General features: G+C 38.3%; 17 protein-coding genes. 1 reads left to right on the forward strand and 16 read right to left on the reverse strand.

Features of this window, described 5'->3' with window-relative positions:
• The 10 genes from BW721_RS04250 to BW721_RS04295 form a co-directional block, all read right to left on the reverse strand.
• Complete coding sequence (locus tag BW721_RS04250; protein ID WP_076766436.1) at positions 1 to 1,836, reverse strand: oligopeptide ABC transporter substrate-binding protein; 1,836 nt, start codon at positions 1,834 to 1,836, stop codon at positions 1 to 3.
• 18 nt (positions 1,837 to 1,854) lie between these two features.
• Positions 1,855 to 2,802, reverse strand: a complete 948-nt coding sequence (locus tag BW721_RS04255) for an ABC transporter permease (protein WP_083686902.1) — start codon at positions 2,800 to 2,802, stop codon at positions 1,855 to 1,857.
• A gap of 61 nt (positions 2,803 to 2,863) precedes the next feature.
• Positions 2,864 to 3,826: an oligopeptide ABC transporter permease gene (gene opp4B, locus BW721_RS04260; protein ID WP_076766438.1), complete on the reverse strand. Its 963-nt coding sequence runs from the start codon at positions 3,824 to 3,826 to the stop codon at positions 2,864 to 2,866.
• A gap of 2 nt (positions 3,827 to 3,828) precedes the next feature.
• Positions 3,829 to 4,770 carry an ATP-binding cassette domain-containing protein gene (locus BW721_RS04265; protein WP_076768640.1) on the reverse strand — a complete coding sequence of 314 codons (942 nt, stop codon included), beginning with the start codon at positions 4,768 to 4,770 and terminating at the stop codon, positions 3,829 to 3,831.
• Between the two features lie 10 nt (positions 4,771 to 4,780).
• Positions 4,781 to 5,791, reverse strand: a complete 1,011-nt coding sequence (locus BW721_RS04270; protein ID WP_076766440.1) for an ABC transporter ATP-binding protein — start codon at positions 5,789 to 5,791, stop codon at positions 4,781 to 4,783.
• 309 nt (positions 5,792 to 6,100) lie between these two features.
• Positions 6,101 to 6,340, reverse strand: a complete 240-nt coding sequence (acpP, locus tag BW721_RS04275; RefSeq protein ID WP_076766442.1) for an acyl carrier protein — start codon at positions 6,338 to 6,340, stop codon at positions 6,101 to 6,103.
• Between the two features lie 120 nt (positions 6,341 to 6,460).
• Complete coding sequence (gene plsX / locus BW721_RS04280; RefSeq protein WP_076766444.1) at positions 6,461 to 7,477, reverse strand: phosphate acyltransferase PlsX; 1,017 nt, start codon at positions 7,475 to 7,477, stop codon at positions 6,461 to 6,463.
• Between the two features lie 76 nt (positions 7,478 to 7,553).
• Positions 7,554 to 9,617 carry an ATP-dependent DNA helicase RecG gene (gene recG / locus BW721_RS04285; protein WP_156892181.1) on the reverse strand — a complete coding sequence of 688 codons (2,064 nt, stop codon included), beginning with the start codon at positions 9,615 to 9,617 and terminating at the stop codon, positions 7,554 to 7,556.
• 59 nt (positions 9,618 to 9,676) lie between these two features.
• A complete protein-coding gene (locus BW721_RS04290; RefSeq protein ID WP_076766446.1) occupies positions 9,677 to 11,344 on the reverse strand; it encodes a DAK2 domain-containing protein in 1,668 nt (555 codons plus the stop codon).
• 42 nt (positions 11,345 to 11,386) lie between these two features.
• On the reverse strand, positions 11,387 to 11,749 hold the full coding sequence (locus BW721_RS04295; RefSeq protein ID WP_076766448.1) for an Asp23/Gls24 family envelope stress response protein: 363 nt from the start codon (positions 11,747 to 11,749) through the stop codon (positions 11,387 to 11,389).
• 308 nt (positions 11,750 to 12,057) lie between these two features.
• Between BW721_RS04295 and rpmB the strand changes: the two genes are divergently transcribed.
• Positions 12,058 to 12,246: a 50S ribosomal protein L28 gene (gene rpmB / locus BW721_RS04300; protein ID WP_076766450.1), complete on the forward strand. Its 189-nt coding sequence runs from the start codon at positions 12,058 to 12,060 to the stop codon at positions 12,244 to 12,246.
• A 54-nt stretch (positions 12,247 to 12,300) separates the two neighbouring features.
• Here the strand turns inward: rpmB and BW721_RS04305 are convergent, their stop codons facing one another.
• The 6 genes from BW721_RS04305 to rsmB form a co-directional block, all read right to left on the reverse strand.
• Positions 12,301 to 12,951: a thiamine diphosphokinase gene (locus BW721_RS04305; RefSeq protein WP_076766452.1), complete on the reverse strand. Its 651-nt coding sequence runs from the start codon at positions 12,949 to 12,951 to the stop codon at positions 12,301 to 12,303.
• Positions 12,941 to 13,600, reverse strand: a complete 660-nt coding sequence (gene rpe / locus BW721_RS04310; protein WP_076766454.1) for a ribulose-phosphate 3-epimerase — start codon at positions 13,598 to 13,600, stop codon at positions 12,941 to 12,943. Before rpe ends, BW721_RS04305 begins: the two co-directional genes overlap by 11 nt.
• Before the next feature lie 15 nt (positions 13,601 to 13,615).
• Entirely contained in the window at positions 13,616 to 14,515 is a 900-nt protein-coding gene (gene rsgA, locus BW721_RS04315; protein ID WP_076766456.1) for a ribosome small subunit-dependent GTPase A, read from the reverse strand.
• Positions 14,516 to 14,638: 123 nt separating this feature from the next.
• On the reverse strand, positions 14,639 to 16,615 hold the full coding sequence (gene pknB, locus BW721_RS04320; RefSeq protein WP_076766458.1) for a Stk1 family PASTA domain-containing Ser/Thr kinase: 1,977 nt from the start codon (positions 16,613 to 16,615) through the stop codon (positions 14,639 to 14,641).
• 2 nt (positions 16,616 to 16,617) lie between these two features.
• Complete coding sequence (locus BW721_RS04325; protein ID WP_076766460.1) at positions 16,618 to 17,361, reverse strand: Stp1/IreP family PP2C-type Ser/Thr phosphatase; 744 nt, start codon at positions 17,359 to 17,361, stop codon at positions 16,618 to 16,620.
• Positions 17,362 to 17,379: 18 nt separating this feature from the next.
• Positions 17,380 to 18,756, reverse strand: a complete 1,377-nt coding sequence (gene rsmB, locus BW721_RS04330; RefSeq protein ID WP_076766462.1) for a 16S rRNA (cytosine(967)-C(5))-methyltransferase RsmB — start codon at positions 18,754 to 18,756, stop codon at positions 17,380 to 17,382.
• Between the last annotated feature and the right edge of the window lies 1 nt (position 18,757).

Genomic DNA, 18,757 nt, shown 5'->3' on the forward strand with positions numbered 1-18,757 from the left:
TTAGTATGCAGTTTCGCTTGTTAATTCTACAACTTCCCAGCCATCAGTTGAACCGTAAGTAATTTCATAGTTCTTAACGCGGTTGTTAACTGCTTGTACTTCTGAACGCCACAATGTTGGAATAACGGGTACGTTATCAAACATGTGTTGTTGCCATTCACGGAATGCTTCGAACTTAAATTCTGGATCGAATGAAGCTTCAGAGTTAATCTTGTCTAGGATAGCAGTATGCTCATCGCTCACATAACGCGTGAAGTTGAATGATGCTGTTTCGCCATATAGACCTGTTGGGTTTGGATCATGTCCTGTTCCCCAAGCAGCTTGGTAAACATCAATTTGCTCATCGTCAGCTTCTAACATATCGTAGAATGCTTGGAATTCAATCAAACGTCCTGTTGCAAGTTGTACGTTCAATCCAATATTTTGCCATTCTTGAATATAGTATTGTGCGATTGGTTCAGCAGTTGCACCACCAGCCATAGATGCAAAGTTAATCACTAGCTCTTCACCTTCTGGTGTTTCACGGAAGCCGTCTCCATCAGTATCTTCGTAACCAGCGTCATCTAAGATAGAAGCAGCTAATTCTGGATCATAGTAGAATCCTTCGATTTCTTCGTTTACGAAATCACCGAATACTGGTGGAATCATTGCTTTCGCATTTTCACGCAGTCCTTGGTAGAACTCAGTTGCGATAGCGTTGTTGTCGATTGCGTAAGCCATTGCTTTACGTAATTCAACATCTCCCATTTTAGCATCTGGGTTAGAAACGTTTTTAGCCGGTTCAGTTACCTTACCATCTTCATCTGTTACAGCTGGTTCCCAGTGTCCTAATTTAAATCCTAGGTAAGTATATGCCAGTTCTTGACGTCCTAATAATGTTACGTTTTCGAAGTCTTTATAAGTATCGTATTGGTCAGTTGGCATTTTAGCAACATCGTAGTTACCATTTTGCATTTCTGATACAATTGTTTCAGGAGCAACAACTTCTGCAACAACGCCGTCTAATTTAGGAGCGCCTTTCCAGTAGTATTCGTTTGCTTCGTATTCTACAGATTCACCTGGTGTGATTGATTTCACGCGGAATGGACCTGCTGAAACAGGATTGCTACGAATTTCTGATGATGCTGCCATGTCTTTAATTGCAACTTCGCCAAGTTGATGTTTAGGCATTGGGTAACCCCAGATACCACCACCTGATTGTAAAATAGATGGGTTAACTTCAATGTATTCAATTGTGATGTTTCTATCATCCGTAATTGTAATACCAGAAATTGTATCTGCTTCACCATTATGGTATTCTTCCATACCAACAATGTTAGCAAAGTCCGCACCATAACGTGCGCCTTCATACTCTGGGCTACCAATCACTTCATAAGAGAATAAGACGTCTTCTGTTGTTAATGGTTCACCGTCAGACCATTTTAGGTCTTCACGCAATGTAATTGCAATTGTTCTTGCTTCTTGGTCAAACTCAAAAGTTGCCATACCATCTTGAGATAGCATGAAGTTCTCATCTACTGAGAATAGTGGTTCATGAGAGAATCCCATCAATTCAGAATCAAATGCATCTTCATAAAATTCTGGTGAGAAAATCCCTTGGAATGGTGAACTTGAAACAAGCGCATAGTTCAATACGCCACCTTCAATTGCTGCTTCATCATTTGACATCACAGTGTCAAATTCTACAACACCTGACGCTTCTCCGCTTTCTCCAGCAGATGAATCGTTCGCTCCATTATCGCTACTATCAGCGTTATCAGAACCATTGCTTTGGCATGCTGCCAAAGTTAATACAAATGCACTCAAAGAAAGTAAACCTAATTTTTTCTTCATCATACATAATTCCTCCCTTTTCTAACCTAATCTTTGTTTAGAGTCTGCCGCACGCTGCAACGCTTGGCCGACATAGTTTATACTCAACATCAATACTAAAATTAATAGTGACGCTGGTAACCAAACCCATGTTTTGTTTTCAATGACATCTGGGGATGTCGCAAACCCAATCAGTGTTCCTAAACTTGGGACAGTTGGTGGTAAACCGAAACCAAGGAAGCTTAACCCTGTTTCAATACCGATATTCCCTGCAAAGTTCAATGTTGAGTTAACAATAATCAATGAACTTAAGTTTGGCATCACTTCGCGGAACATTATTTTGATATCACTTGTACCTAATGTCTTCGATGCATTGACATAATCACGATTAGCTTCAGATAAGGTACGACTCCTAAAAATACGTGCCTTCCCTACCCAACTAAACGCACTCATGATAGCAACAAAGGTGAAGATATTATAGTCGGCAACAACTGATACAAAAACAATAATAATCATATTAATAGGTAAAACCATAATGAAGTCAACGATACGCATGATAATATTATCAACAATACCACCATAGTAACCAGAAATGATTCCTAAACCAATTCCGATAATACCAGTGATAATAGTTACGCTGAATCCGATAATAATCGAGTTACGAGCTCCGATAAATAGTTGGCCGAGAACATCACGACCACCCTCATCTGCTCCTAGAACATATTCCACGCCAGGTGCTTTATAGCGGCTAAGAATATGAACTTTCATTACCTCACTTTGATCAAAAAAGAAATATGATCCAATGAAAATAACAACGAGTAGTGTAATTAGTAAGCCTAGAGAAAACATGGCTAATTTATCTTTTTTAAATTCACGGGCAATAACTTGGAAACCAACTACTGCGCCTTGATCATCTGATGTATCTGGTAAAGGTGTTAAGTTAGAATCAGTATGGTCAACGTGTTCAATTTGCGTTGATACTTCTTCCATTTTACCTGTTTTTTTATCTTCTTCCGTATGCATTTTATTACCTCCTTTTCCTTATCTGCTGCTATTCAATTCGAATACGTGGGTCAACAATACTCATAATGATATCTGATAACAATGTACCAAATAGAGCTGTTAAACCAAACAGTAGAATTAATGCAGTGATGACACTGTAGTCACGAGCCATTAGAGAATCGATAAACAAGCGACCCATCCCAGGGAATGAGAAGATTCGTTCGATAAAGATTGACCCTCCGATAAGACCAGTGATGTCATATCCGATAAAGGAAGCGATTGGTAAGATTGAGTTACGGAAAATATGTTTGTTATAAACTTTGTTCTCAGGAACGCCTTTTGAACGAGCTGTTTTCACATAATCTTCTTGCTTCGCATCAATAACCCCTGTACGTAAGTACTGAATCGTACTTGTCGTAGCTAACAAGGCATAAGATAAAGCTGGTAAAATCAAATGATAAAAACGACTCAAAACGTATTCAAAGGTTCCAGCTTGTAAACCAGTTTGCACTGTTCCTCGAGTTGGGAACCAACCTAGGTTGAATCCGAAAATCCAGATTAATAGAAGTGCAAATACGAATGTTGGGATGGCAAAACTAAAGTAGTTATAGAAACTGATTACTTTGTCTCCCCATGATCCATTGTAACGACCTGCGAACATTCCAAGTGGAATCGCAATAATATAAGTGAAAATTAAAGATACGATTGACAACCAAATCGTGTTACCCACACGTTGTCCAATAACTTCAGAGACAGGGATCTTATAAGTAAATGATTTACCAAAATCACCTTGTAAGGCATTAACAATCCAATCCCAATAACGGATATACCATGGATTATTCAAACCTGCTGCCTCGCGCAAGCGTTCAATTGTTGCAGGATCCATATCCGGCGTAATTAAACCTGTAAATGGGTCACCAGGCATAGCCTGAGCCATTAAGAAGACAAATAGACTAAGAATAATAATTTGCGGAATCATTAAAATTACGCGTCTTAAAATCGTTTTCCACATAATTAGTCACTCTCCTTTACTGAATTAACATTAATTGCTACTTGATGTGTTTCAGTTAGAGGTGATAGATCGTAAACACGACCATTTTGATCATAGAATTTCTCTTGATTTATTTCATATTCCTTCTCAACTGCAATTCTCTCAGCCTTGTGCTTCTTACGGTTGATTGGATCAATCGTCGGAATTGCTGACAATAAGCGTTTTGTATAAATGTGTTGTGGATTTGTGTAAATATCTTTTTTGTTACCATATTCTACAAAGCGACCGCGATACATGATTGCTAAGTCATCACACATGTGTTTAACAACGCCTAAGTCATGAGAAATAAAGAGATAAGAAATATTGTATTCTTCTTGAATACGTTTCATAAAGTTCAATACTTGTGCTTGAACAGACAAATCTAAAGCAGATACAGGTTCATCGGCAATAATCAACTTGGGATTAGTTGCAACGGCACGCGCTACACCAATTCGTTGTCTTTGACCACCTGAAAATTCATGTGCGTATTTAAAGAGTGCGTCTTCGGGCATATTAACAATATCCAATAACTCCATGACACGTTTTTTCGTTTCATCTGGTGATAAGCGTTCAAAGTTATCTAGTGGTTCTGAAATAATATCAATCACGCGTTTTCTCGGGTTTAAACTAGACATTGAATCTTGGAAAATCATTTGAACGTTACGATTGTAATCTGACGTTCTCTTACGTGCTTTGTTTGTTACGTCCTGACCTTCATAGATAACTTGACCCGACGTAATTTTTTCTAAACCAATAATTGATTTACCAATTGTTGATTTACCAGATCCTGACTCACCTACTAACCCGTATGTTTTACCTTCTTCGATTTCTAGGTTAATGCCATCAACAGCATATACATGGTCTGTTACAGTATTCCAAAAGCCACTTCGAATTGGGTAGTGTACTTTTAGATCTTTAATTTGCATAAAACTCAAATTATTCAGCCTCCCCTTCAAAGTGGAAATGTTCATGACACGTACATCTCACAAAGTGATTTGGAGAAACTTCGTGAAGAGTCGGATGGCCTTCATGAGCTTCAGCTGGAATCCACGGGATACGTGAAGCAAAACGACAACCAGTTCTAGGAAGATTTTTTAATGAAGGAACAGTTCCTTGAATAACATGTAATTCTTCTGATTCACCATTTATTTCATCTGATTGTGGCATAGAGTTTAATAATGAACGAGTATAAGGATGTTTAGGATTAGTAAACAACTCATCTGCTGTTGCCATTTCAACCACTTCGCCAGCATACATAACCGCAACACGGTCAGCTGTTTCAGCAACTACGCCCAAGTCGTGCGTAATTAAAATAATGCCTGCTTCAGTCTCATCTTGTAAATCATTGAGAAGATCAAGAATTTGAGCTTGAATTGTTACGTCTAAAGCTGTTGTAGGCTCATCTGCAATAATGATTGGCGGCTTACAAGATAAAGCAATGGCAATAACAACCCGTTGTCTCATACCACCTGATAGTTCATGGGGATATTGTTTAGAAACACGGACTGGATTTGGAATACCAACTTGCTCTAATAGTTCTAAAACGCGAGCTTTTCTTTCATCAGCTGTCATTTTAGTATGATAAATAAGTGCTTCTTCAATTTGATCTGAAATTGTCATTAACGGATTTAAAGCAGACAATGGATCTTGGAAGATCATACCGATATCGTTACCGCGAATACGGTTGTATAATGTCTCATTTAATTCAATTAAGTTTAGATCTTGATATAAAACTTCACCTGTAATCTTGGTATTTGCTTTATTGTGAAGACCTACAATTGTCGTTGCCAGTGTGCTCTTACCAGAACCTGACTCACCTACAATTGCTAAAATTTCATTTTTTTCCAGTGTCAATGACACGTCGTCTACTGCGTCATAGTAGTCATCCTTAATTCTAAAACCGGTATGGAGATGATTAATCTCTAGTAGTGGTTTCCCTGTTGACATGGGATACCCTCCTTCTAATTGTCTATACGTGACATTGTATTGTTCGTATATAGCTTATGTATTTTTAAAAACAACGATTGTTCCTTAGTCACAAACCTTTATATCTGAAGATTATTAGATTGTGAATAATGTTTAACATTAATCAATTATATACAGTAACCATTAGAAAGGCAACCTATTTTTCATTGTTTTTTAATTTATGCACCGCTATTTTTACGTTATTTTGTTAACTTTGCTTATGAAAAAGCAACATTGTCTTTTGTAACAAACGGCAATGTTGCTTTAGTTTATTATTAAACAAATGTTTACCTATTGATTACCGTCGATATAATCAACAGCGTCGCCAATTGTGGTTATTTTCTCAGCATCTTCATCGGAAATCTGGATGCCAAAAACGTCTTCCATTTCCATAATCAACTCAACGACATCTAATGAATCAGCTCCTAAGTCTTCTTGGAACTTTAATTCACGCGTTACTTTTTCCTCATCAACGCCAAAACGTTCGATAATCATTTGGGAAATCTTTGTAAAAGTACTGTTCTCAGTCAAAAAAACACCTCCTGATTGTAATTTTTTCAAAGTATAAAGATCTCGATTTTGAAAATTACATTATCAATTCTACCTTTCAAAATAAGCTTTGTCCATTATTTTTTTTAAGCAGTCATTCAACTATTCATTTTCTTTTTGTTTTTCAAAATGATGAACCAAATCATCAATCACATTAGAAGACAGAATCTTGCGAATTTGCTTAATAGTATAAAAGACCGCTGTCTTATCAGCAGAGCCATGAGTTTTAACAACTGGTGCACGCAGGCCAAACAAAACAGCCCCACCGTGTTTAGAATAGTCCATGATGTCTTTCACCTCACTGAGCGCTCCTTTAACCATTAAGCCACCAATTTTAGCTTTAGCACTACCGTTCATGATGCTGCTCTTCATCAACTTCATCAAACTTAATGCTGTTCCTTCAATTGTTTTCAAAACGGCATTTCCTGTAAAGCCATCTGTCACGATAACATCAGCGTCACCGGTTAGTAACTCTCTCGCTTCAATATTACCAATGTAATGAAGAGAATCATCACCTTCTAATAACTCGTATGCCTTCTTAGACAGTTCGCTTCCTTTACCAGCTTCTGAACCGTTATTAAGCAAGGCAACACGCGGATTTTCGATTCCTAAGACAAACTTGGCATAGTATGAGCCTAAAATTCCGAATTGGTGGATATTTTCTGGCTTGGAATCAGCGTTGGCCCCCACATCCATAAAGACAAATTGTTGGTCATCTTTTCCAATAACAGGTAGAACAGGCATTAGACCCGGACGATCAATTCCTTTAATACGTCCAATAATTAATAACCCTGCTGTTAAAAGAGCCCCTGTATTTCCTGCTGAGAATAAAGCATCTGCTTCTCCTTCTTTTACAGCACGAGCTGCAAGTACCATTGACGCGGTCTTTTTAGAACGAATCGCACGAACAGGTTCATCATCCGACGTAATTTTTTCATCCGTATGAATGACCTTAATGTTCGCTTGATTCACTTTATCTCCTAATAAGGGATTAATTTGTTTTTCATCACCGTAAAGAAGGAACTCAACGTCCGAGAATTCTTTCTCTGCCATTAAAATACCTTCTACGATTGCCTGAGGAGCGTGATCTCCTCCCATTGCATCAACTGCAATTCTCATCTAATAACCTCTTTTCTTTTTCTGTATTACATCTATTTTAAATAAACTCATCTGAAATGTCATCCTTCTATGGACATCATTGTAATTTTTTAGCGGTAACTTGCTCATTCATGACATACTCCTTTAATGGAAGATAACGTTCAGAAGAAAAGAAATCGTCTAAAGTCAACAAGGAAATAGCGTCACGGTTAGCTGCCTCTAAAACATTGGCGTGGGTCACAATATCACCGTATTTAAAATCAGGCATTCCCGATTGTTTAACGCCAAATAAATCACCTGATCCACGTAGCTCTAAGTCTTTTTGACTGAGATAAAAGCCATCGGTGGATTCCGTCATAATTTTCATACGTTCTTTTCCATTTTCAGTTTTGGGGTTGGCAAGTAAAATACAGTAAGATTCTGCACTTCCCCTTCCCACACGTCCTCTTAGCTGGTGGAGCTGTGACAAACCAAAGCGTTCAGCGTCTTGAATCACCATAACAGTGGCGTTAGGAACATTTAAGCCTACCTCAATAACTGTTGTAGAAACGAGTACTTGATAGTCGTTATTTTTAAATTGTTGCATAATGGCATCTTTTTCATCTGCTTTTTGGCGACCATGTAGTAAGCCAACTTGCCACCGCCCTTGATAGTAAGCTTCAACACGTTGGTGCATTTCAGTCGCATTCTTCAAGTCCATCAATTCAGACTCTTCAATCAAAGGCGTAATAATATATGCTTGACGGCCTTGTTGCAGCTGTTTGTCAATAAAATCAAGAGAGGTTTCCATTTGCTCTGATTTACTCCAAACGGTCTTAATAGGAATACGACCAGCTGGCATTTGTTTCAACACCGATACATCCATTTCGCCCATCATCGTAATGGCAAGTGTTCGTGGAATTGGGGTGGCAGTCATATAGAGAACATTAGGACTTTGCCCTTTTTCATTTAATTTTTGACGTTGAGCGACCCCAAATCGGTGTTGTTCATCCGTTACAACCAAGCCTAAGCGATGGAATAGAACATCATCTTGAATCAGGGCATGGGTTCCAATCACTAAGTCCAACTCGCCATTAGCAAGTTGTTCGAGCAATAACCGTCTCTCCTTGGTCTTTGTGCTACCTGTTAATAAGGCTACTGTGAATGGCGTATCACGAAATAAATCGAAAATGGTTTGAAAATGTTGTTCTGCCAAAATTTCTGTCGGTGCCATCAATGCGCCTTGATAACCATCCAGAATAGCTGCTACCAATGAAATAACGGCTACAATTGTTTTTCCACTACCCACATCACCTTGTAATAAGCGATTCATTTCGTAGGGTTCTCTCAGATCACGACAAATTTCATTCACAACTTGTTTTTGGCCATCCGTGAGTTCAAATGGCAAGCTTTGAATAAAATCTTTCAACCGATGAACATCGTATAGGATGGCCGTTCCTTTACTAGACGCCTTGCGATTATAGCGTAGAAGCTGTAATCGCATTTGATAAGTAAAGAATTCTTGGTAGACAATTTGTCGACCGGCTTGTTGAAATTCTTCTTCATTTTTAGGAAAATGAATAGCTCTAATCGCATCTTTGTGCGCCATCAATTGATACTGTTGGTTCAGCTCTTCTGGAATGATTTCAGGAATCAAAGGATAGTAGCGTTCAATAGCTGCTTCAATCAAATTCACAATGGTTTGTTGCTTAATCGACTTATTAGCATGATAAACAGACTCAAATTCTTTTTGTTCATCATCGGAATCGTAAGACCCTAATATTTTAAAGCCAGCTAAATTCTGTCTAATCGAGTCCCATTTTCCAAAAACAGCAATTTCTTCTTCTAGTTGAATGCGACTTTTCAGATAGGGTTGGTTAAAGAAAGTGACACTGACAACCGCATCTTCCATGGCTAATTTAAAGGAAAGTCGGCTTTTTCGGTGTCCATAAAAATTAACGACTGCCTGGGTAACGACTCTCCCCTTCAACGTAACTTTATCCTGATCTTCAATCTCACTCAACCGTTTGACTTGGATATCTTCGTAACGAAAAGGAAAGTGAGTCAGTAAATCATTGATAGTAAAAATACCTAATGAATGCAACGCCTCTAGCCGTTTTGGTCCGACGCCTGGAAGAACGTCAACCTCATCATAAAGGCTTTTTTGGATTAATTCTTCCATTTCTTCCTCCTCAATCTAAAAAAAGGCTTAGGCAAACGCCTTAGCCTTTTTTAGAAATCCTATTCTACAGATATTAAATAACTGTAAACTGGTTGGTTACCAGCTTGAACTTCAAATTCAATATCTTCAAATTCTGCTTCCATTGCTTCTGCAATTGCTTCGCACTCTTCAGCAGTTGTATCTTCACCATAGATTAGCGTTACAATTTCACTGTCTTCATCAATCATGGCACGAAGCGTTTCTTCAACAGCTGATGGACGATCTGGGTTTGATACAACGATTTTACCGTCGATAATTCCCATGAAGTCATCTTTATGAATAGATACGCCTTCAATAGCCGTATCACGCACAGCTGTTGTAATTTGACCACTCTTCACATTATTCAATTCAGCCGTCATAGCTGTCTTGTTATCTTCTAACTCTGCTTGGTCGGTAAAGGCTAGCATTGCTGCCAAACCTTGCAAAATTGTTTTAGATGGCACGACAACAACCTCTTTATCAGATACCGCTGCTGCTTGATCAGCTGCCATGAAGATGTTTTTGTTATTTGGTAAGATAATTGTTTTTTCAGCATTTGCTTCATCAATTGCTTTCATAATATCTTCCGTACTAGGGTTCATTGTTTGTCCACCATTAATGATTGATGATACTCCTAGACTCTTGAATAAATTATGAACGCCTTCTCCAGCAGCAACAGCAATAACAGCATAAGGTTTTACTTCTGCTGGCTGACTTGTTGCTCCTTTAACAGAAACTTCGTCATGTTGCATACGCATATTGTCTACTTTAATTTTAATTAATGATCCGAATTTCTGACCATAATTCATGACTTCGCCAGGATATTCCGTGTGAACATGAACTTTTACGATTTCATCATCAGCAACAACTAATAATGAGTCGCCCACTTCGTTTAAATGATTACGGAATGTGTCATAATCAAATGTATCCGTTACTGTTTCACCTTCACCAAGATTCACCATAATCTCCGTACAGTAACCAAATTTAATATCTTCATTGGAAACCGCATGGGCAATATTACTAAAATTCTCTTGATGAGCAATATCAGTTACTTCAGCCTTTTTAATAGTTGAAGTCGACATAGCCACTTTCTCACCTGTTAAAGATTCTAGGAAGCCTTGATAGATGTACAATAGACCTTGTCCACCACTATCAACGACACCTACTTCTTTTAAGACAGCTAATAGGTTTGGTGTATTATCTAAACTCACTTTACCAGCATCCACTACTGTTTTCATGATATCAATAATATCGTCTGTTTCATTAGCTGCTTCAACACCAGCAGCGGCTGATTCTCTAGCTACTGTTAGAATAGTCCCCTCAACAGGTTTCATTACTGCCTTATAGGCTGTTTCAACACCTTGTGAGAATGCTTGAGCGAACTCTTGTGCATTTAAAACCTCTCTGTCTTCCATAGCTTTTGAAAAACCACGGAAAAGTTGCGATAGAATAACGCCTGAGTTTCCTCGAGCCCCCATCAATAGGCCTTTTGCTAAATCTTTACTCATTTGGTCAACGCGATCTGTCTCAGAATAAGAAACGCGCTCTGCTCCTGAAGTAAATGACAGGTTCATATTCGTACCGGTATCACCATCGGGGACCGGAAAAACATTTAATGAGTTTACATATTCTGCATGTTCACTTAAACGCTCTTGCGCGACCTCCACCATCGCCTTTAAATCAATTGCAGTCAGTTCTGTTTTCTTCACCTTACATATCCTCCTTCACCATGTGGAATGGTGATCTCTCCATTAATCATTCAATACGCGAACACTTTGTACAAAGACATTCACTTGCTCCGCTGCAAACCCAAGTAATTTTTCTAAATTATATTTCACTTGCGTTTGGACATTGCGAGATATTTCAGAAATTTTAGTGCCGTACAAGGCAACGATGTAAACATCAACTGCCACGCCGTCACCATCTTGTCTGACGATAACACCTTTTGAATAATTTTCTTTTTTCAATATTTCACTGATATTATCTCTGATTTGGTTTTTGCTAGCCATACCAACAACACCGTAGTTATCAGTAGCAGCTCCTCCCACAACCGTCGCAATAACGTCGTTTGTTAATTCTATTTCTCCATACTTGGTTTGGATTTTTACTGTCATAATGATACAGCCTCCTTAGTATAATGGGAACAAACACTAATCATCATTCATAATAGCATATAATGCGTCAAAAAATAACTTTTATCTTGAATTTATTATAATAAACAATCAAATTTTAGTGGAATCCGATACATATTAAGTGGTTCTTTCATTAATCTCATTGATTTTTTAAATTAGCTGTCAAGTATTTTTGCTTGAATGGCTTGCATTCAACACAGAGTTATGATAAATTACTAAAGTGTATGAAATTGGAAAGCTAAAGCTCGTAAATCAGTTATTCTGAAAGACTGCTAAAGGAGGTCAAAATCATGTCAAAAGAATGTTACATCACTGGACGTAAAACTCGCTCAGGAAATAATCGTTCTCACGCTCTGAACCACTCAAAGCGTACCTTCAAACCTAACTTGCAAAAAGTTACTATTTTGGTTGATGGTAAACCTAAAAAAGTTTGGGTTTCAGCTCGTGCGTTGAAATCTGGTAAAGTAGAACGCGTTTAATACGCTTATAAAAAAAATCCTCAGATAACGTACGTATCTGAGGATTTTTTTATTTTAATCGTTACTTTGAATAAGAGCAATTAGCCCTTCTTCAAATGAAAATGTCATTTGTTCTCCTAAAAACTCATTGCTGACTAAGGCAATCGGAAACGAAAAATCATGACCAGTCAATGGATACTTTGCATCTTTGATAACAAGCTGTTTAACCGCGGTCATCCCTACAAGAGAAAGGTACTTTTTATCCTTTTCTTTTAGAATATGATAACGACCTGGTCTATAATAAGACAAACTATTGCGACTGTCGACAATGGTAATTTGCGCTAGCAGCTGCTGATAGCTTGGATGGTAAGCAATCCATAGGTTACTCATTAAATGGTCTAGCCGGCCCCCTAAGAGACCTACCATCTTGATTTGGGCATCTGGGTAATACTTTACCACATAATCAAGCGCAGCTTCTGTATCGGTCATATCCTTTTCAGCAGGCAAGATAATGACTGTTTCAACACAATCATTAATCTTTTCTAATTCTTTTGATGAGATAGAATCAAAATCGCCAATCGCCACATGACAATCAAGACCTGCATCAATTAAGCACAATGCTCCCCTATCAACACCAATGACTTTCTTACCTTGCTGAGATTGGCCAACTAATTCAGCCAACCCCTCTACTTGCCCGCCAGATACAATGACAACATTAGAAGTCATTGCTAACAGCTCCTTCTAACTTTTGAAAAGCACGTTCCATATCATCTGCACCGTAAAGATAAGATCCTGCCACAAAAATATCAGCACCCGCTTGGTGACACACTTTAATGGTTTGATCTGTAATCCCACCATCGACTTCAATTAAATAGCGATAGTTGTGTTTTTTTCTTAATTCATTAAGTTCTTTAATTTTGTCGACTGTGGACTCAATAAAGGACTGACCACCGAAACCTGGATTGACGGTCATCACTAACACAAGATCGACATCGCCTAAAACAGCCTTAATAGCATCTACCGGCGTTCCCGGGTTAATGACTACACCAGCTGCAACTTGTTCTTTTTTGATGAGTTGGAGAGCACCATGGATATGTTTGGTTGCTTCAACATGAATAGAAATAATGTCCGCCCCTGCTTTTGCGAAGCTCGGTATGAACTTTTCTGGGTTCTCAACCATCAAGTGACAGTCTAATGGCAGTTTCGTATGTGGTCGGATGGCTTGAACAATATTAGGCCCTAACGTTAAATTGTCAACAAAATTTCCGTCCATGGCATCGATATGGATGTATTTAGCACCTGCCTTCTCAGCACGCTTAACATCGCGTTCAAGATTTGCAAAATCTGCACTTAAAATAGATGGAGCTATTAACATTCTCTTACACACACCTTATTTTTTATTTTTTTGATAGTTAGGTTTTCGATTTTGAATTTCACCCAAGAACTGCAAATAATGATCATATCGCTCTTGATTAATATCGCCTTGAGCAACCAGTTCTTTAATACGACACTTCGGTTCGTTTAAATGCTTACAACCAGAGAATCGACAATCATCTCGATTAGCTAAAAATTCTGGGAAAAGATCTGGTAAATCTTGCTCGTCAATTTCAGTTAGTTCGACGCTAGAGAATCCTGGCGTATCGGCGATAAGTGCCTCACCTACTGGTATGAGTTCAACGTGACGGGTGGTATGTTTACCCCGCCCTAATGCCAGTGATATTTCACTAGTTTCAAGTTCTAAATGCGGAAGTATATGATTTAGTAAGGTTGATTTACCTACTCCTGATTGTCCCATAAAGACTGCTGTTTGATTATCAATCGCTGTTAATAAGGCATCAATAGCTGTTTGATTCGTATGCTGGTCGGATAAAAACACCTGATACCCCAACGACTGGTAAAGCTCCTGATATGTTGCTAACTCTTCTTCCTCTTCAGCATTCAATAAATCTGTTTTAGAAATATAGATAACAGCGGCCATATGCTGCCCTTCTAAATAAACTAAAAAACGATCTAATAAATAAGTTGAAAATTTCGGTTCAACCGCAGACATGACAATCACTCCCACATCAATATTAGCAATGGGTGGTCTCACGAGCTCATTTTTTCTTGCTTTAATGGATTTTAAAATACCTTCTGAAATGGTTTCACTTTCAAATGTAACAAAGTCACCGACTAAAGGCGTTGTATCCTTCACTCTAAAGTTTCCTCTACCACGAGTTTGGTAGGTTTCGCCATTTGAATAAACATAATAGAATCCACTTAGAGCCTTTCTAATCTGGCCTTCTCTCAAGCTAACGCCTCCTTCTCTTTTTATTTCTTTATAATTATAACAAAAACTGTTTAGCTTTGCTTGTTTAGATAGGTGGCCTAAATAAATAAAGGCCGGAACAACTGTTCCGGACCTTACCTCTCGTTACTCTGTTAGGTTTTTCTCTTCTAAAATGATCTTCCCATCTCTCTCAACAACAAAGGCACCACTTTCGCCTTGAAGGATACGGAAGTTTAACGTTGCTTTTGTATCACCTGTAATATCAAACTCCCTAAAGACATCACTGATATTATGATCTGCATCCGACATATAGATGATAATATGATTACTGTTTTCTTGACTACTCTCTGAGCCACTATTATCATCAGAGTTTGATGATATTGTTTCAAATGGAATCGTAATGTCCCGTGTGAAGGTTAGAAACTCAGGTTCAGCTGGTCCTTTCGATAGAACAACGGTTAAGGAGTCACCGCTTGTAAAATTGCTCATAGGAGAAATAGACTGTGAGATAACTAAACCTTCTGCTACATCGTCAGAATAGTCATCTTTGAATTCAACATAAATGCTGTACTCATTAGCAAATGCTTCAACAGCTTCTCGATCTAGTCCCTCAAGACTATCCATCGTAAAGGTTTGTTCCCCCATACTTACCGTTAAAATAACAGTTGTCCCTTTAGGAATAACTTCTTCATTCGGTTCAATGCTCTGTTCTAAAATCGTACCTTCTTCAGCACGGTCATAAGCAAATTCTCGTTCAACAATAAACCCTAACTCGCGAAGCTCTGCTCGAACCTCTGCGTACATGCGATCAATATAGTCATCGAATAGAATGGGCTCAATCCCTTTACTAATATACAAATCAACTTCTGACTGGTCTTGTATCAAACTTCCTGCTTCTGGTTCTGTTTTTATAACGAATCCTTCTTCAATCTCATCGCTAAACTCTTCACTGACATCACCCAGAACAAGATTATGTTCTTCAAGGATTAAGCGAGCCGCCTTCTCACTAACATTGACGATTTCTGGCATTTCAATCGGATCTGGTTCTTGGTTGTTCATAACAGCATAACCAATCACAGCTGCAAGCAAAAGAAGAATGAAGAAGATGGTAAAGCTGATTATTTTTTTCTTTTTATTGTTTTTCTTCGATTGACGTTCCTTCTTCTTATTACCCTCAGTTTTTTCTGCCACCGTCTGTCCAATCGTTGGTGCAGCTTGTGCGGGTACTTTGACAACTTCCAACACCTTAGTTTCGTCTAACATAGCAGCTGGTGTAAAAACAGCTTCATTCAAACGGCTACTATGCAACGATGTTTCTAAGTCATGGAGCATGTCTTCACAAGATTCATAACGATCGATCGGTTCTTTAGCCGTTGCCTTTAAAATGACATTTTCCAAACTTTGTGGAATGGAAGGGTTTTGCTCTCTAACAGACGGTGTCGGTTCTTGGAAATGCTTCAATGCAATAGATACTGCCGATTCACCATCAAAGGGCACTTTCCCTTTTAGAAGTTCGTATAAGACAATGCCTAATGCATAGATATCTGACTTAATCGTTGTCATACTGCCCCTTGCTTGTTCAGGAGATATGTAATGGACGGATCCGAGCAAAGTATTCGTTTGCGTAATTGATGTATCAGAAAGTGCTACAGCAATACCAAAGTCGGTTACTTTTATTGTATTATCTTGATCAATCAATAAGTTTTGCGGCTTAATATCGCGGTGAATAATACGATTACGATGAGCTAACGCCATTGCGGATAGCACTTGACTCATAATATGAACAGCTTCCTCAGGCGTAACATTGCCGTTTTTTTCGATAAATTTCTTAAGGTCTGTTCCTTCAACATATTCCATAATAATATATTGGAGGCCATTGTCTTCATCAACATCATATACGCCTACAATATTTGGATGGATGAGTTGAGTTGCTGACAAGGCTTCTCTTTGAAAGCGTCGTAGCGCCTCTTTATTATTTTGAAAGTCATAGCGTAAAACCTTAATCGCGACGTCGCGATCAAGAATTAAATCATGCCCCAAGTATACATTTGCCATTCCACCCGTTCCGATGTGTCTAATAATTTTATAACGCTCACCAATTTTTCTTCCTATTTCTAACAATCTCAACCCTCCTCTCTATCTGAAAAAGCAGCTAAAATAAGTGAAATATTATCTAAGCCACCTGCATCATTTGCAGCATTAATTAAAGTTTCTACTTTATCATCTAGACTTGACCAATCTTTTAAAATATCTCTTATTTGGTCTTCTTCTATCATGTTACTCAAACCGTCCGTACATAAGATTAATAAATCTTCTGTCGCTAGCGGCATTGATGTTAAATCAACTTGAATGGTCTCTCTTGTCCCTACTGAACGCGTCACAACATTTTTTTGTGGGTGTTTTCTCGCTTCATCCACTGTTATTTCACCTGATTTAACGAGTTCGTAAACTAGAGAATGGTCTTCTGTTAATTGTTTTAACTGATAATTTCGATAAAGGTAGGCTCTGCTGTCACCAACATGAGCGATAACTAGCTCGCGATCAACATAGGTTGCTGCAACGAGTGTTGTTCCCATTCCATCTAAATCAGCATAATCAAGTGATTTTTGGAAAATGAGACGGTTAACTTTTTGGATGGTATCTAAAAGCCAACGCGATACTTGTTCACAATCTCTGAACTCTGTTAATTTCCAAGCTTCTCCCATATGAGAAACAGCCATTTCACTCGCAACATCACCAGCGCGGTGCCCACCCATGCCGTCACACAGCAATAGTAGTGGTTGTTTCGCTCGATTAGCAAACCAACTGACATAGTCCTCATTTACTTTTCGGTTTTTGCCCCTATCGCTTCCATACGCAATTTGCATGTTTTTCTGTCTCCTCTGTTAGTCTTGTTTTTCCAATACACAAATGAAAAAACCATCAGTGCCAAAATCATCTGGAAAAATTTGAATGTATCCTTCAGACGTTACAATTTGTTCAGGAACAGCGACATTATTCGAAGCAGTTCCACTCTGGTTGGCAGGTCGCACACGATAATGAGGAAAGAGAGTTAAGAAGGTTTCAATCACCTCTCGGTTCTCTTCCTTGGCTAATGTACACGTACTGTAAACTAGTCTACCGCCAGTCTTAACCAGTTTTTCAACTGTATTTAAGATGTTTAGCTGTTCTTTTTGTAAATCTTTAATGGTTGTTTCTGTTACACCGTATTTAATTTCCGGTTTTCGTCTCATTAAACCAAGGCCAGAACAAGGCGCATCCACAAATACTACATCAAAGGATTGAGCGTCAAACTTACGATCTGCCTCTTTAGCATCTAACAAATGCGTTTGAACACGGTCTGATACATTCATTCGTTTGGCATTTTCTTCAATCAAGCCAATTTTATGTTCATGAATATCTAACGCATGAACGTGGCCATCCTTTAGGTAACTTGCCATATGAACCGTTTTACCACCTGGTGCCGCACAGGCATCTAAGACTTGATCTGATTCTCTTAGTTTACCAAATAAAGCAACCAATTGACTAGACTCATCTTGGATCGTCACATCACCATTTTTAAAGAATGAACTATTCGTTATTTTTCCTTTTACTAGTCGTAATCCGTTTGGTGAAATGGGACTTTCTTCTGTTTCAATGCCTTCTTCCTTAAGCCCTGCTATGATTTCTGATCGTCTAGATGCATCATGCAAACGAATGGCCACATAAGGTGAGTGTTGTAAGGACAGCAAGATACTTTCCGCTTTTTCTGATCCAAAATCAGTCGTAAACTTTTTAACTAGCCATTCCGGGACACTAGCTCCAATGGATAAGCGTTCAATTGGATTTTCAATCGTTTGCCAATCTTGCCAGCCTTTTCTTTGGAAGTTTCTTAAAATCGCATTGACTAGCTTGGCGATACCTTGATGCCCTTTGTATTTGGCAATCTCAACAGCATCATAAAAAATAGCATGATCCGGAATCTTATCCAAATAAACAATTTGATAAATAGATAGGCGGAGTAAATTAATAACCCAGCTCTCCATTTTTTGTGGTTTACGGACAAATGGTTTCATATAAAAATCTAAGGTTAATTTGCGTTGAATAACACCATAGACTAATTCAGTTAATAAGCCTGTATCAGCAGGACTCAATTGTTCTTTTTCAATCGTCGCATTTAAAAGGATATTAGAATAAGATCCCTCTACTTCTACAGCATCTAAGATTTCCATCGCTAAATAACGAACGGAATGAACAATTTTTGATGGTTTCTTTTTACTCATA

This window comes from Jeotgalibaca sp. PTS2502 (assembly GCF_001975685.1).
Classification (GTDB): Bacteria; Bacillota; Bacilli; order Lactobacillales; family Aerococcaceae; genus Jeotgalibaca; species Jeotgalibaca arthritidis.

Coding starts and splice junctions, on each gene's coding strand:
- BW721_RS04255 (WP_083686902.1), bottom strand. CDS start 2,802: ATGGAAGAAGTATCAACGCAAATTGAACACGTTGACCATACTGATTCT.
- BW721_RS04305 (WP_076766452.1), bottom strand. CDS start 12,951: ATGACTTCTAATGTTGTCATTGTATCTGGCGGGCAAGTAGAGGGGTTG.
- rpe (WP_076766454.1), bottom strand. CDS start 13,600: ATGTTAATAGCTCCATCTATTTTAAGTGCAGATTTTGCAAATCTTGAA.
- BW721_RS04295 (WP_076766448.1), bottom strand. CDS start 11,749: ATGACAGTAAAAATCCAAACCAAGTATGGAGAAATAGAATTAACAAAC.
- BW721_RS04265 (WP_076768640.1), bottom strand. CDS start 4,770: ATGCAAATTAAAGATCTAAAAGTACACTACCCAATTCGAAGTGGCTTT.
- BW721_RS04270 (WP_076766440.1), bottom strand. CDS start 5,791: ATGTCAACAGGGAAACCACTACTAGAGATTAATCATCTCCATACCGGT.
- recG (WP_156892181.1), bottom strand. CDS start 9,617: ATGGAAGAATTAATCCAAAAAAGCCTTTATGATGAGGTTGACGTTCTT.
- opp4B (WP_076766438.1), bottom strand. CDS start 3,826: ATGTGGAAAACGATTTTAAGACGCGTAATTTTAATGATTCCGCAAATT.
- BW721_RS04250 (WP_076766436.1), bottom strand. CDS start 1,836: ATGATGAAGAAAAAATTAGGTTTACTTTCTTTGAGTGCATTTGTATTA.
- rsmB (WP_076766462.1), bottom strand. CDS start 18,756: ATGAGTAAAAAGAAACCATCAAAAATTGTTCATTCCGTTCGTTATTTA.
- plsX (WP_076766444.1), bottom strand. CDS start 7,477: ATGAGAATTGCAGTTGATGCAATGGGAGGAGATCACGCTCCTCAGGCA.
- rpmB (WP_076766450.1), top strand. CDS start 12,058: ATGTCAAAAGAATGTTACATCACTGGACGTAAAACTCGCTCAGGAAAT.
- BW721_RS04325 (WP_076766460.1), bottom strand. CDS start 17,361: ATGCAAATTGCGTATGGAAGCGATAGGGGCAAAAACCGAAAAGTAAAT.